Below are 13,528 nucleotides of genomic sequence, written 5' to 3' on the forward strand. Positions count from 1 at the left end.
CCACGTGGAGCCGTGAAGATCTCCGTCAACGTCGGCGGGAGCCCCGGCTCCGCCCGTCTACCCCGTGGAACCGCGAAGATTCTCCTCAAGGGAACCGGGAGCCCGCATTTTCGTCCCGTCGCCGTGGGTGGACTGGCGCTCTTCGTGCTGACGCTCATCCTCGTCCGCACGTTCCGCCTGGACACCGGTGTCATCGCCGTCGTGGTGGGCGCATGCGCCCTGGTCGGCTTGCTGATCTACCTGCGGCTGTCGGCGCGGCGCGCCCGAGAAGAGCTGGAACGGAAGCGGTCGGAGTTCTATAGCCGATTCGAGGATACGGACCCGCATGACTCCTGAACAGCCGTTGCTCACGTATCGAGACGCCGGGGTCGATTTCGACGCCAAGGAACGCGCGTTCTCCCAGATCAAGAGCCTGGCGCGAAGCACCCACGGGCCCGAAGTCCTCAGCGACCTGGGGAGCTTCGGCGGGCTCTATGCCCTGGGGCGGTATCGAGAGCCGGTTCTCGTTTCGAGCGTGGACAGCGTCGGCACGAAGCTCAAGATCGCCTTCGCGCTGGGGGTCCACACGACTGTCGGGTACGACATCGTCGCCCACTGCGCGAACGACATCCTCGTCCAGGGGGCGGAACCCCTCTTCTTCCTCGATTACATCGGCATCGGCAAGCTCGACCCGGACGTGGTGCGCGACCTGATCGACGGTCTCGCGCGCGGCTGTCGCGACGTCGGATGCGCCCTCATCGGCGGCGAGACGGCGGAGCTCCCCGACCTCTACGCCGTCGGCGAATACGACCTGGCAGGAACCATCGTCGGCGTCGTCGAACGTTCCGACGTGCTGACGGGCGCGGAGATCGTCCCCGGCGATGTGCTGTTGGGACTTCCGTCCGTCGGGCTCCACACGAACGGCTACTCGTTGGCGAGGAAGGCGCTGTTCGACGTCGGCGGACTGACGGTTCACGATCCGCTGCCGGGGCTGGACATCAGCGTCGGCGAAGAGCTCCTGAAGCCGCACAAGAGCTACGTGCGCGACGTACTGGCTCTGCGGCGGGAAGTGTCGATCAAGGGTCTCGCCCACATCACGGGCGGCGGGCTCCAAGACAACGTCGTGCGCGTGCTGCCGGAGGGCTGCAGGGCGCGGATCCGCCGGGGTTCGTGGTCGGTTCTTCCGGTCTTTGGCGCGCTCATGGAGATCGGGAACATCGCTGAAGACGAGATGCTGCACGTCTTCAACATGGGAGTCGGGATGGTTGTCGTCGTGTCGGATGAGGATCGGGAGCGGGCGCTCCGGTTCCTCGGCGGACGCGGCGAATCGCCCGTCGTTATCGGGGAGGTGCTCGCAGGAGAACGCGGGGTCGAGTTCATCTGACCGGACTCGCCGCGCGGCAAGACACGACCGGAGAAACAGGAGACTCTCACCGTGGCGAAGATTCAGCGAGCCCTCATCAGCGTGTCCGACAAGGCAGGCGTCGCGGCGTTCGCCAGAGGTCTGGCGGAGCTCGGCGTCGAAATCCTCTCCACCGGCGGCACGGCGCGTCTTCTCAAGGACGAGAAGGTTCCCGTGCGCGACGTGTCCGACTTCACCGGCTTCCCAGAGATGATGGATGGGCGTGTCAAAACGCTCCATCCGAAGGTCCACGGCGGCATCCTGGCGATGCGAGGCAACCCGGAGCACATCCGCCAGGCGAAGGAACACGGCATCGGGCTGATCGACCTGGTCGTCGTGAACCTCTACCCGTTCCGGCAGACGGTCGCCAAGCCCGACGTCACCTACGAAGACGCCATCGAGAACATCGACATTGGCGGTCCCACGATGGTGCGCTCCGCCGCCAAGAACCACGCCGACGTCGGCATCGTCACGAGTCCGAGCCAATACGGCGGCGTCCTGGCAGAGCTCAGCGAGAAGGGCAAGCTCTCCGAGGCGACGCGCCGGAGCCTTGCGCGCGCAGCCTTCGAGCACACGGCGGAGTACGACTCCGCCATCGCGACCTACCTCTCCACGCAGGACGACGAGGCGAAGTCGGACCTGCCGCCGCGCCTCGCGGTTCATCTCAAGCGCGCGCAGAGCCTCCGATACGGCGAGAACCCTCACCAGAAGGGCGCGTTCTACCACGTCGTCGATGGGCAGAGCCCGTGGGAGCGGATGGAGCAGCTCCACGGCATGGAGCTCTCCTACTGCAACTTCCTCGACGCCGACGGCGCGTGGTCGGCCGCGTGCGACTTCGACGAGCCGACGGCTGCCGTCATCAAGCATTCGACGCCCTGCGGACTCGCCAGCGACGAGGACCTTATCGCCGCGTGGAAGCGCGCGTTCCTCGGCGATCCCGTGAGCGCCTTCGGCGGCATCGTCGCGTTCAACCGACCCGTGGACGACGACCTCGCCAAGGCGATCCGCCTAAGCAAGCACCCGACCAGCGGCGACCGGCTCCTGCTCCACATCATCATGGCTCCCGATTACACGCCGGACGCGCTGGAACGCCTCTCCAAGAGCCGTGATCTGCGCATCCTCAAGTTGCCCGTGATGAAGCCGCCGCGCTGGACGTACCGAAGCGTCTCCGGCGCGATGCTCGTCCAGGAGTCCGACAACCCCGATCCGAGCCGCGTCGGCTGGAAGGTCGTCACGAAGCGTGAGCCGACCGAAGCGGAGACCGCCGATCTCCGGTTCGCATGGAAGTGCGTCAAGCACGTCAAGTCGAACGCGATCGTCGTCTGCAAGAACCGGACGATGCTGGGAATGGGCGCGGGTCAGCCGAACCGCGTCAACTCGGTGCGGCTGGCGCTGGCGCAAGCGGGCGAGGAGGCCGGCGGAGCGGTACTCGCGTCGGACGCGTTCTTCCCGTTCTTGGACGGCGTCGCCATCGGGGTTGCGCACGGCGTGACAGGGTTCATCCATCCGGGCGGCTCTCTGCGCGATGCGGATTCCGTCGCGGTCGCCGATGCCGCCGGAGCGACGATGGTGTTCACCGGCATGCGCCACTTCCGCCACTGATCGCCTGGAAGCCCTGCGAGGAATCATGCCCGAATCCTATACGGTGCGCGACGCGACGCCCGACGACGACGAGTTCATGCGAACCCTCCGTCGGCGCAACCATATGCTGAACGCTCCCATCCTACGCATCGCCGGGTTCACCCGCAAAGAGGTGGACGAGGCGATGGAGGACTGGATCCGGCGCAGCGTCGAGGAGATAAGGCAGGTCGAGTCGACGCAGACCTACATCGCCGAAACGGCGGACGGGACGCGCGTCGGCTACATGATCGTCTCCTGGGGCGTGCGTGACGACTTCTCGCAGCATCCGCAGGGGTTCATCTGGGATGTGGGTGTCGCCCGCGAGCATTGGGGAACCGGCGTCGCCAAGATGCTCATGGACAAGGCGGAGGACTTCGTCCGCAGCCAGGGCGGACTCTTCGTCTCCCTGAACGTCAACGCGAACAACGGGCGCGCCGTCGCCTTCTACAAGAAGCTCGGATACGTCGAGGAGTGGAAGACGATGGGCAAGCTTCTCATCGACGTCGAATGAACCCGGAAGCTCCCTCTCCCCAGCGTGGGAGAGGGTCGGGGTGAGGGGGCGGCTGAACCCCTCGTCCTAGCTTTTTCCCACAAGGGGAGAAGGAAGCGGACTCCTTTCGTTGGAGCGGCGGGACACGATCCGATGAGCCACCCCACGGAGCCAGCATCGTGAACATCCTCGTCATCGGAAGCGGCGGACGAGAACACGCCTTCATCTGGAAGCTGGCGCAGAGCCCGCGCGTCTCCAAGCTCTACGCCGTGCCGGGGAACGCCGGTATCGCCGCCCAGGCGGAATGCTACGGGGTTCCTGTGAATCCGCCCTTCGACGAGATCGTGCGCTTCGCCCTCGAACGCGAGATCGACCTGACCGTCGTCGGGCCCGAAGCGCCGTTGGTCGCGGGCATCGTGGACGCCTTCGAGGCGCGCGGTCTGCGCATCTTCGGGCCCTCGAAGGACGCGGCGCAGCTCGAAGGGAGCAAGGATTTCGCTAAGCGCATCATGGCGCGCTGCGGCATCCCGACGGCGGGGAGCGCCACGTTCGATGACGCGGAGTCGGCGCGTGAGTACATCCGGCGCGTCGGAGCCCCCATCGTCGTCAAGGCGGACGGTCTCGCCGCCGGCAAGGGCGTGCTCCTCTGTGACACGGTTCCCGAAGCCCTCGATGCCGTCGATCTGACGATGGTGGAGAAGCGCTTCGGAGGGGCGGGGAGCCGCGTCGTCGTCGAGGAGTATCTCGTCGGCGAGGAGGCATCATTCATGGCGGTCTGCGACGGCACGACCGCCCTCCCGATGGCGAGCTCCCAAGACCACAAGCGGATCGGCGACGGCGACACGGGGCTCAACACCGGCGGCATGGGAGCCTACTCCCCCGCGCCCGTCGTGGACGATGCGCTCGCCGACGAGATCATGTCGAGGATCGTCCATCCGACGCTCCGGGGCATGGCGGAGATCGGGCTGCCCTATCGGGGTATCCTCTACGTCGGTGTGATGGTCACCGAGTCGGGTCCGAAGGTGCTCGAGTTCAACTGCCGCCTGGGCGATCCGGAGGCTCAGGCGCTGCTGCCACGGCTGGAGACTGACCTGGTTCCGCTGCTGGTCGCCGCGACCAAAGGGACCCTCGACCGCGCGAAGATGCTCTGGCGAGCCGACCCGTGCGTGTGCGTCGTCATGGCGTCCGGCGGCTACCCGGACGCCTACCCGACCGGGCTCCCGATTCGTGGGCTCGACGCGGCGAACGCTCGACAGGACACGGTCGTGTTCCACGCAGGAACCGCCCTGCGCGGCGGCGAGACGGTGACGAGCGGCGGGCGCGCCCTCGGCGTCACGGCGCTGGGACCGGACATCCGAAGCGCCATCTCGAATGCCTATGCCGCCGTCGGTGATATCGGGTTCCAGGGAGCCCACTACCGGCGCGACATCGGGCATCGGGCGCTCGCGCGTCTGGCGTAGTGGCTCCTTACCCCGTCGCTGTCCGCCGCATTGGGTTTGGGATAGACTAGAGGCGAGCCAACTGCTTTGCCACCGCAAGGAACGCCCATGGACGAACTCCATTCCACGCCTCGGCTGATCGAGGTCCGACCACTCCCCCAGTATTGCCTTCACCTGGTCTACGCTGACGGGGTCGAAGGCGTCGTGGATCTGTCGGAGCTCGTCGGGCGCGGCGTGTTCAAGTCCTGGGTTGACCCTGAAGCATTCCGAAAGGTACGCATCGGAAAGCGCGGACAGCTCGTCTGGGGACGCCACATCGACATCTGCGCGGAAGCCATGTGCCAGCGGGTTTCCGGACACCCGGCGCTCGCGCGGCTCGGTAACTAGCGAGGCGATCTGACATGGCGCTCCTCATCGGCGTACCGGCTGGGAGCGACTTCACGGAACCGCTCGCGCTCATGTCTGAGTGCCACCGGCGCGTCGAACGGTTCCTCGGCGTTCTGGTCCGAGCCGCCGACGAACTCAGCGGCAAGCCTCTGAACCCCGAAGAGCGCGAAGCGATCGCCACGTCGCTTCGCTACTTCCGCGACGCGGCTCCGAAACACACGCAGGACGAGGAAACCTCCGTGTTCCCCCGCCTCCGCGCATTGGGGGAACCTGCGCGGGAAGCCTTCGAGACGATGGATCGCCTGGAGGGCGACCACGCCGTCGCGGACTCGGCGCATGCAGAAGTCCAGCGGCTGGGATGGCAGTGGGTCGAGCAGGGGGAACTCGCGTCCGAAGAAGCGGAGCAGCTTCGGCGTCTCTTGACGGGCTTGCGGCAAATCTACGAACGCCACATCCAGGTCGAGGACGAGGTACTATTCCCACTGGCGGAACGCCTGCTCCCGGCGGCGGCTCAGACGGAGATCGGCAAGGAGATGGCGGCGCGACGTGGCGTTCGCTTCGCCTCCTCTCTTGGCGACACCCCTCCACGTTGACAGGAACACCATCATGGACGCATCGCCCCTCGTCGGGATTCTCATGGGCAGCGACTCCGACCTGCAGACGATGACCGAGTGCGCCTCGGTTCTCGAAGACTTCGGTATTGCGTATGAACTGAACGTCCTGTCGGCGCATCGCTCGCCGCACCTCGCGGCGGAATACGCCACGAGCGCGCGGGAACGGGGTTTGAAGGTGCTCGTCTGCGGAGCCGGCAGAGCGGCGCATCTCGCGGGCGTCATCGCGGCACACACGACGCTGCCGGTTCTCGGCGTTCCCATCGACGGCGGACCCCTCAACGGCGTGGACGCCCTCTATGCGACCGTGCAGATGCCGCCGGGAATCCCCGTCGGGACGCTCGCCATCGGTTCCCACGGGGCGCGGAACGCGGGTATCCTCGCGGCGCAGATCCTCGCGCTGTCGGACGACGCCCTCGCCGAGAAGCTCGTCGCCTACAAGAAGTCGCTGGAGGAAGGTGTCGCCAAGAAGAACCGGCGGCTCCAAGAGACCGGCTGGAAGCACTACAACCCCGCATGAGGCGCACCCTCGCCACCCATTCCGCCGACGAGACGGAACGCCTCGGAGCGTCCATTGGAACGCGCTTGCGCGGCGGCGATGTCATCGCGCTGACGGGCGACCTGGGAGCCGGCAAGACCTGCCTGACGCGCGGCATCGCGCGTGGCATGGGCATCGACCCCGACGTGGTCAGCAGCCCGACGTTCGTTCTGATCCACCAGTACGCCGCGCCGCCCGGCTGCGGCGATCTGCCGGGGCCCCTCGTTCATATCGACCTCTACCGGCTCGACTCGCCGGATGAGTTCGAGGACATCGGCGGCGAGGAAGCCTTCTCGAACGACACCGTCTGCGTCATCGAGTGGGCGGAGCGCATCGACGCGCTGCTGCCCGACTCGACGCTCCGCATCGCCATCCGACTGACCGGCGAGGAGTCCCGCGAGTTCGACTGCGCGGCGAACGGCTCCTGTTTCGACTGGCTGAACCGACTGTGAGGAACCGCGCGTCGTGAAGGTCATCGGCATCGACACGTCCGCCAAGACCGGCAGCGTCGCCCTTTGCGACGGTGATCGGCTCGTCGCGGAGGTTACGCTCGACATGGAGCGCACCCACTCCGAACGGCTGATGCCTGCGCTGGACGCTGCGCTCAAGCTCGTCGGATGGGAGATCGCCGACGCGGAGCTCATCGCCGTCGCGACGGGCCCCGGCTCGTTCACCGGCTTGCGGGTTGGGGTTACGACGTCGAAGTCGCTCGCGTTTGCGCTGGGCGTTCCCGCCGTGGGTGTCCCAACGTTCGACGCGATCGCCCACCGATGGCGCTATCGCGACGGCGAGCTTTGCATCCTGCTGGACGCTCGGAAGCAGGAGGTCTACGCCGCCCGGTACCAGTGCGGCGACGGCAGCGCACGCTTCATCGGGGAGTTCCGCTGCCTGCCCGTCGACGACCTGTTGGCAGAGATCGAGCATCGCGTGCTGTTCGTCGGCGACGGGGTTCCGCCCTATCGGGATCGCATCGGCGAAGCGCTGGGCGACCGCGCGGTTTTCGCCGACGCGGAAGCCGGAATGAGCCGAGCGTCGGCGGTCGCCTGGATCGGGGCGGAACGCGCCGACGCCACCCCTGCCGATGCTCACGATCTCGCCCCGCTCTACATCCGCCGTCCCGAAGCCATCGTGCGCGCCAGCCAATGACCGCCGCGTCCCACACCCCATCACAGACGCCCCTCGCCTCGGCATCGGAGCCGTTCTGCAAAGTCATTGCGCCGGAGGCAGCCCCGTGGTCGGAGCTGGCGCACCGGTTCTGCGTGCGCGTGCGGGAGTTCACGCGCTCGGAGCCCGCGCAGGTCACGCCGGACGTCCTCACGGACGCCGACTGGCGGGACTATCACCTCGTCCTGCTCGGTTCCATCGTGAACAACCCGGAGATCCTCAAGCTCTACGCGCGCCATCAGTGCTTCACGGACGCGCGCTATCCCGGACGTGGCGGCGTTGAGATTCGGACGATCGTGAACCCGCTGGGAACCGGAAAGAACGTCCTGCTCTTGGGCGGAACCGACTTTCCCCAGGTGAACGAAGCGGTCATCGGGCTGCATCGGAGCTTTCGCGACGTGACCTTCGAGGCGGAGGGCGTTCTGACGCTCCGGCGGCTCAACTTCTGCGCGTCGTCGGCAAACCAGCGTTGGGTTCCGTCGGAGCAGGAGCGCGAGCGCATCTTGTCACTCGTCACACCGGAGACGCGCTTGGCGCGCGCGGCGGACTTCGCGCTCTTTCACTACCAGACGGATCACGAAGTCTGGGCGCGACTCTTCGAGACGCTCATCGGCGTCAGCGCGGCATCGCCGGTGGGCCCGCGCGACGCGGAGAAGCTCGCCCTCGCTTGGACGCTCGTTCAGTGGAGCCCGCGCTTCGCGCCGGAGTTCCGCGATGTCGTCGATGACCTGCTGCTGCGGTTCGGAGAGCGGATCGCCGCCGACTGGACGCCGGTCGCCGAGGGTGGACCCATTTCCTGGGAACGCACGTCAGCCGCGCTGGCGATCCGGCGGATCGGCGACCACTTCCAGCGGACGCATGGGCGAAGCCCCTTCGAGCACTATCTGCCGGTCGCTGACGCGGCGTTCGACGTCCCATCGTCGGCGTTCATCCATGACGGCATCCGCGACTGGCGGGCAACCGACGAATGGTTGGGCGTTCTCTTGGAGATCGAAGCCTACGACCGGATCGATGCCGCCGATCTGCCGTCGCTCGCGCAAGAGGCGAGCGGCACGCTCGCGTCCGCCGACGATCTGACGCGCCGTCACGCGGCGAACGTCCTGACGAAGGCGGCGGCGTTCCACGACGACGGCGGCTATCTGTGGATTCGCCGGCTTCTGATCGGCGACGATCCCATCGAGTACCCCGTCGATGCGCCGGTTCCCGCATGGAACTGGTACACGGGCGCGTATGAGCCCGATCTTCTGCCCTCGCCACCTTCGTTCGACGTCGCATGAGCCGGTTCATGGGGCGTATCCCTTCTTAGCCGTTGTGTACGAAGCTGCGTACCCGTACGATTCATCGCCCTGGGAGCCGGTCTGCCAACCGCTCCGGGCGCTGATTCGGCGCTGTGGAAGCCCGAGACGCGAGCCGTTCGGCAAGAGGAACCGCCATGCTCCGGATCGCCGCCCTCGTCACGGAATACCGCTACCTGTCGCACGCTCAGGTCATCTGCGACCGCTTCCTGGGCGGCTACTCGATTGACGGGAAGTGGCATACGCCGGACTTCCGCATCGTCTCGATGTACGTCGATCAGTTCCCGGAGACGGATCAGAGCCGCGACCGCGCCGAGGAGTTCGGATTCACCATCCATCCGACGATCCCGGCGGCGCTCCGGAACGGGTCGAGCGTCCTCGCCGTCGATGGCGTGCTGCTCATCGGCGAGCACGGGAACTACCCGCGCAACGAGAAGGGGCAAATCCTCTACCCGCGCCACGACTTCTACCGGCAGGTCGTCGAGGTGTTCAAGCGAGACGGGAAGGGCATCCCCGTGTTCGTGGACAAACACCTGTCCTACAGCTTCGAGAAGGCGGCGTGGATGGTCAAAGAGGCGCGGCGGCTCGATTTCCCGCTGCTCGCCGGTTCGTCGATCCCCGTTGCGTTCCGCCTTCCCGAGCTCGAACTGCCCCTCGGATGCGAGATCGAAAGCGCCCTCGCCGTCGGCTACGGAGGTATCGACAGCTACGACTACCACGCGCTCGAAGGGCTCCAGTGCATGGTGGAGCGACGGCGCGGCGGCGAGACGGGCGTCGAAGCCGTCGAGTACTTCGAGGGCGATGCCGTCTGGCGAGCCGGCGAAGAGGGCGTCTGGTCGTACGAGCTCCTGGAATCGGCGCTCTCCCGGAGCGACACTCCCGGCGGCGAAGCCAACATCGACGGTCGGACGCAAGACCTGGTCGGGCTGGGGCTCCTGCCGTCGCTCGTCCAACAGCCCGGCGCGTACGTCATCCACTACCGCGACGGGCTCCGCGCGACGATGCTGCTCCTGAACGGCGCGACGAAGGACTTTCTGTTTGCGGCACGGCTGCGAGGCGTGGCGGAACCCGTCTCGACGCAGTTCTTCCTGACGCCCATTCCCAGCGTGAACCACTTCAGCGGCCTATGCGCCAAGATCGAGGAGATGATCGTCACGGGAACCGCGCCGTACCCGGCGGATCGGACGCTGGTGGTGTCCGGCGCGCTGGAAGCTTGCCTGACGGCTCGCGCCGAGAGCGTCCGTCGGCTCGAAACGCCGGACCTGGATGTCGTCTACGAACCCTCTCCGGCTTCGCATTTCATGAGGGCTTAGCGGGATTGGGTGGCGGAGCGTAGGGGTGACTCGCCGAGTCGCCCTCGACGCGGAGCGGGCGACGCACCGCGTCGCCCCTACGATGCGGCGTCCGTCGCCCCAGCGTCTACGAATCAGACCTCTGAGGGACGCGGTAGGAGCGGAACACATGGCAGCGGTCACGATCCAGGACGTGCAGACGATCACGACGCAGCCCGCTGGTTCACGACTGGTCGTCGTCAAGATCATCACGTCGGAGCCCGGGCTCTACGGACTGGGCTGCGCGACGTTCACACAGCGCTACCACGCCGTCGTCGCCGCCATCGAGCACCATCTGAAGCCGTTCCTCATCGGGCGGGACGTGTCCCGGATCGAAGAGCTCTGGCAGATGGCGATGGTTCACGGCTATTGGCGGAACGGGCCCGTTCTGAGCAACGCCATCTCCGGCGCGGATCAGGCGCTATGGGACATCCAGGGCAAGCGAGCGGGAATGCCCGTCTACCAACTCCTCGGCGGGAAGTGCCGCGAGGGAGCCGCCGTCTATGGACACGCCGACGGCGGATCGCCGCAGCAGGTCGCCGAGAACGTCCGTCGGTACATGGAGCAGGGATACCGCTACATCCGCGTCCAGATGGGCGGGTACGGCGGCAGGGCGACGCGGCTCCCCAAGCCCGAAGGCGCGCCGGACGGAGCCTACTACGACCCGCGCGAGTACTGCCGACGTATGCTGGGCATGATCGAGCACGTCCGCACGGAGGTCGGAGACGACGTCGAGCTGCTCCACGACATCCACGAGCGGCTCCATCCCAGCGACGCTGTCCAGTTCGCCAAGGACGTCGAGAGGTTCAAGCTCTTCTTTCTCGAAGACCCGCTGGCTCCCGAAGACCTCGAATGGTTCCAGAGCATCCGCCAGCAGTGCGCGACGCCCATCGCGATGGGCGAGCTCTTCAACAACCCGCGCGAATGGCAACCGCTCATCGCCGGACGGCTCATCGACTTCCTTCGCATGCACGTGAGCCAGATGGGCGGTCTGACGCCCGCGCGGCATGTCGCGGCGTTCGCCAACTTCTACGCCGTGCGGACGGCGTGGCACGGGCCCGGCGACACGTCGCCCGTCGGACACGCGGCGAATCTGCATCTCGACCTGTGGGCTCCCAACTTCGGGATTCAGGAGTGGTGCCGGTTCCCGGAGCACGTCTACGAGGTGTTCCCCGGCACACCCGAAGTGCGGAACGGCTACATGTACCCTAACGACCGTCCGGGACTCGGAATCGAAGTGAACGAAGAGCTCGCCGCCAAGTTCCCGTGCAAGGACGAGGTCGAGTGGTGGACGCAGACGCGCTTGCCTGACGGCAGCCCAGCGCGTCCGTGACCGCATCCGCAGCCTGCCAGCCCCGCACGGGAGGGCTCTCGTCTGTGCGGTTCTCTGCACTTGACGGATCGCAACACTGTGCCTATGCGCCGTCACTTCGGTACCGCGTACTGCGGCGAGCCGGGAACCAGCGTCGCCTGTCCTTCCCAACTCATAGGAGAGCCACCATGTCGAAGGAAGCCACACCACAGGACCGCATCGAGATCGTCTGCGTCATCGACCGCTCCGGGTCGATGGAGGCGACCAAATCGGACGCCATCGGGAGCTTCAACGGATTCCTCAAGAAGCAGAAGGCGCTCCCCGGAGAGGCGAACATGACGATCGCCTTGTTCAACCACCTCTACACGCTGCTGGCGACGAACGTTCCGGTGGCGCAGGTCTCCGAGTTCACGGAGGACACTTACGTCCCCGACGGGATGACCGCGCTGCTGGACGCCGTCGGGCTGACCATCGAGGCGGTGAGCGCGCGGCATGCAGGGCTGCCCGAGGCGGACAAGCCGTCGGTCATCTTCGCCATTCTCACCGACGGGATGGAGAACTCGAGCCGCCGGTTCAGCAAGGGAGACATCGCCGACATGATCGGTCGCATGGAACGCGACGAGGCATGGGAGTTCATCTACCTCGGCGTCGGGATGGAGGCGATCCACGAGGCGCACGCGATGGGCGTTCACCATGCGCGCGCGTACCAGTCGCGTGAGGCATATGTCGAGGGCTGGACAACTGACATGAACGCTGCCGTCAGCGCGATGCGAATGGCGCCACCGCGTCGTCGGCGCAGCGACTAGCAGCGCACCATGGCGGGCTCCAAACCCGCCCTACGCCTTCCGGTCTGTGGCCCCTCATTGCCGACGTCTGGGAGTGGGCGAAGCCCCTTCGCGAGTCCGCAAGTGGGTGGCCACCAAGGCATTCTCCCCGCGGAAGGCGAGGAAGATGCTCGCGCAGCGCCAGACCGGCGGTGAGTGTCAGTCGGCGGACTCGGCGATCGCCATGGCTTCGGCGGCGGTCACGACCGGTGTGGTGGTCGCCGAGCCGATCCGCAGCACGGGCCAGAGGAACTTCTGCACATCGGCGACGCTCTGGGCGCTCAGGACCATGTGGGCAGTATGCGCCGGCGCATCGATCCAACAACCCACGACTTCGACACCGCACGCTTTCTGGTGCGCAGCCTGCATGAGACGGCCAAACGTGCCAGCGACCTCCTTATTAACGGCTGGGCAGGTGGCGTGCGTGTGGACGTGCGTGACCAGGAAGGTCATCTCAGTCTCCTTGTCGAGGTACCTGGACTTGCGATACTTGAAACACCGGTATCACAGCGGATGCGAATTATCCTACGCGCGGTAGAGCCCAGGCACAATACCAAATCCATAGTACGACCGAGCTTTTCACACCGGAGAGGAATCGATCTCGACCGACGCGATGTGCAGGCAGAGTTCCCACGGAGCGCCGGGCAGTCGACTAGACATCGCTGAGGGCGCGCGCCAGCTCGACCCACTCGCGCGTTCTCGCCGCCGGTGTCCGAGGCGTGACGGGGCTTCCCAGCGACGTGACGAACCGCCCGTGTCGCCGACCCACGCCGATCTGCCGGGCGTGTTCCGCCGCGATGGCTTCGGGGGAACCGGTCTCCAGCAACCGGATCGCGTCGTAGTTCCCGAACAGGCACGATCGGTTCCCAACGACGGCGTCCACCTGAGCGATGTCGATCTCGAAGCCCTTCTTGCTCTCTTCGAGGGCGATCGCGTGGGGCTCCATCCGCACTAGGTCTTCGAGCCGATCCGCGACTTCCCCGCAGAAGTAGTAGATGCTCTTCATCCCCAGCCGATTCGTCTCGGCGACGAGACGTTCCGCGTAGGGAGCGGCATAGCGTCGGAACTGCGGCAGCGAGATGAGGTCCGACGACGCGTAGCAGTCTTCGATCCAGATGCCGTGGAACCCGACCTCC

General features: G+C 66.4%; 16 protein-coding genes. 14 read left to right on the forward strand and 2 right to left on the reverse strand.

All coding sequences use genetic code 11. The features are described from left to right. Positions 1-12 precede the first annotated feature (12 nt). The 14 genes from FJZ36_06590 (at position 13) to FJZ36_06655 (ending at position 12,374) form a co-directional block, all read left to right on the forward strand. Complete coding sequence (locus tag FJZ36_06590; protein ID MBM3214565.1) at positions 13-336, forward strand: hypothetical protein; 324 nt, start codon at positions 13-15, stop codon at positions 334-336. Then, on the forward strand, positions 326-1,363 hold the full coding sequence (locus FJZ36_06595; protein MBM3214566.1) for a phosphoribosylformylglycinamidine cyclo-ligase: 1,038 nt from the start codon (positions 326-328) through the stop codon (positions 1,361-1,363). The genes FJZ36_06590 and FJZ36_06595 overlap by 11 nt, the downstream gene beginning before the upstream one ends. Before the next feature lie 51 nt (positions 1,364-1,414). Next, positions 1,415-2,983: a bifunctional phosphoribosylaminoimidazolecarboxamide formyltransferase/IMP cyclohydrolase gene (purH, locus tag FJZ36_06600; protein MBM3214567.1), complete on the forward strand. Its 1,569-nt coding sequence runs from the start codon at positions 1,415-1,417 to the stop codon at positions 2,981-2,983. Further along, entirely contained in the window at positions 2,907-3,512 is a 606-nt protein-coding gene (locus tag FJZ36_06605) for a GNAT family N-acetyltransferase (protein MBM3214568.1), read from the forward strand. The genes purH and FJZ36_06605 overlap by 77 nt, the downstream gene beginning before the upstream one ends. Positions 3,513-3,670: 158 nt before the next feature. Continuing rightward, positions 3,671-4,951: a phosphoribosylamine--glycine ligase gene (gene purD, locus FJZ36_06610; protein ID MBM3214569.1), complete on the forward strand. Its 1,281-nt coding sequence runs from the start codon at positions 3,671-3,673 to the stop codon at positions 4,949-4,951. Positions 4,952-5,038: 87 nt separating this feature from the next. Further along, a complete protein-coding gene (locus FJZ36_06615) occupies positions 5,039-5,317 on the forward strand; it encodes a DUF2442 domain-containing protein (GenBank protein MBM3214570.1) in 279 nt (92 codons plus the stop codon). 14 nt (positions 5,318-5,331) lie between these two features. Continuing rightward, entirely contained in the window at positions 5,332-5,910 is a 579-nt protein-coding gene (locus FJZ36_06620) for a hemerythrin domain-containing protein (protein ID MBM3214571.1), read from the forward strand. Positions 5,911-5,923: 13 nt separating this feature from the next. Next, positions 5,924-6,448: a 5-(carboxyamino)imidazole ribonucleotide mutase gene (gene purE / locus FJZ36_06625; GenBank protein MBM3214572.1), complete on the forward strand. Its 525-nt coding sequence runs from the start codon at positions 5,924-5,926 to the stop codon at positions 6,446-6,448. Then, positions 6,445-6,918 carry a tRNA (adenosine(37)-N6)-threonylcarbamoyltransferase complex ATPase subunit type 1 TsaE gene (tsaE, locus tag FJZ36_06630; protein MBM3214573.1) on the forward strand — a complete coding sequence of 158 codons (474 nt, stop codon included), beginning with the start codon at positions 6,445-6,447 and terminating at the stop codon, positions 6,916-6,918. The genes purE and tsaE overlap by 4 nt, the downstream gene beginning before the upstream one ends. Before the next feature lie 13 nt (positions 6,919-6,931). Continuing rightward, entirely contained in the window at positions 6,932-7,612 is a 681-nt protein-coding gene (gene tsaB / locus FJZ36_06635) for a tRNA (adenosine(37)-N6)-threonylcarbamoyltransferase complex dimerization subunit type 1 TsaB (protein ID MBM3214574.1), read from the forward strand. Continuing rightward, positions 7,609-8,907 carry a hypothetical protein gene (locus tag FJZ36_06640; GenBank protein MBM3214575.1) on the forward strand — a complete coding sequence of 433 codons (1,299 nt, stop codon included), beginning with the start codon at positions 7,609-7,611 and terminating at the stop codon, positions 8,905-8,907. Before tsaB ends, FJZ36_06640 begins: the two co-directional genes overlap by 4 nt. Before the next feature lie 155 nt (positions 8,908-9,062). Then, positions 9,063-10,238 (forward strand): hypothetical protein, encoded by a 1,176-nt coding sequence (locus FJZ36_06645; GenBank protein MBM3214576.1) that lies wholly within the window; start codon positions 9,063-9,065, stop codon positions 10,236-10,238. A 148-nt stretch (positions 10,239-10,386) separates the two neighbouring features. Next, on the forward strand, positions 10,387-11,589 hold the full coding sequence (locus FJZ36_06650; GenBank protein ID MBM3214577.1) for a starvation-sensing protein RspA: 1,203 nt from the start codon (positions 10,387-10,389) through the stop codon (positions 11,587-11,589). Between the two features lie 167 nt (positions 11,590-11,756). After that, positions 11,757-12,374 carry a VWA domain-containing protein gene (locus FJZ36_06655; protein MBM3214578.1) on the forward strand — a complete coding sequence of 206 codons (618 nt, stop codon included), beginning with the start codon at positions 11,757-11,759 and terminating at the stop codon, positions 12,372-12,374. Positions 12,375-12,551: 177 nt separating this feature from the next. Here FJZ36_06655 and FJZ36_06660 read toward each other — a convergent pair whose 3' ends face one another. Both FJZ36_06660 and FJZ36_06665 read right to left on the reverse strand, forming a co-directional pair. Continuing rightward, positions 12,552-12,845 carry a hypothetical protein gene (locus FJZ36_06660; protein MBM3214579.1) on the reverse strand — a complete coding sequence of 98 codons (294 nt, stop codon included), beginning with the start codon at positions 12,843-12,845 and terminating at the stop codon, positions 12,552-12,554. A gap of 199 nt (positions 12,846-13,044) precedes the next feature. Beyond that, a partial coding sequence (locus FJZ36_06665; GenBank protein ID MBM3214580.1) for a hypothetical protein occupies positions 13,045-13,528 on the reverse strand: 484 nt, incomplete at its 5' end.

This window comes from Candidatus Poribacteria bacterium (assembly GCA_016866785.1).
Classification (GTDB): domain Bacteria; phylum Poribacteria; class WGA-4E.

Coding starts and splice junctions, on each gene's coding strand:
- FJZ36_06595 (MBM3214566.1), top strand. CDS start 326: ATGACTCCTGAACAGCCGTTGCTCACGTATCGAGACGCCGGGGTCGAT.
- FJZ36_06605 (MBM3214568.1), top strand. CDS start 2,907: ATGCGGATTCCGTCGCGGTCGCCGATGCCGCCGGAGCGACGATGGTGT.
- FJZ36_06615 (MBM3214570.1), top strand. CDS start 5,039: ATGGACGAACTCCATTCCACGCCTCGGCTGATCGAGGTCCGACCACTC.
- FJZ36_06620 (MBM3214571.1), top strand. CDS start 5,332: ATGGCGCTCCTCATCGGCGTACCGGCTGGGAGCGACTTCACGGAACCG.
- purE (MBM3214572.1), top strand. CDS start 5,924: ATGGACGCATCGCCCCTCGTCGGGATTCTCATGGGCAGCGACTCCGAC.
- tsaE (MBM3214573.1), top strand. CDS start 6,445: ATGAGGCGCACCCTCGCCACCCATTCCGCCGACGAGACGGAACGCCTC.
- FJZ36_06640 (MBM3214575.1), top strand. CDS start 7,609: ATGACCGCCGCGTCCCACACCCCATCACAGACGCCCCTCGCCTCGGCA.
- FJZ36_06645 (MBM3214576.1), top strand. CDS start 9,063: ATGCTCCGGATCGCCGCCCTCGTCACGGAATACCGCTACCTGTCGCAC.
- FJZ36_06650 (MBM3214577.1), top strand. CDS start 10,387: ATGGCAGCGGTCACGATCCAGGACGTGCAGACGATCACGACGCAGCCC.
- FJZ36_06655 (MBM3214578.1), top strand. CDS start 11,757: ATGTCGAAGGAAGCCACACCACAGGACCGCATCGAGATCGTCTGCGTC.
- FJZ36_06660 (MBM3214579.1), bottom strand. CDS start 12,845: ATGACCTTCCTGGTCACGCACGTCCACACGCACGCCACCTGCCCAGCC.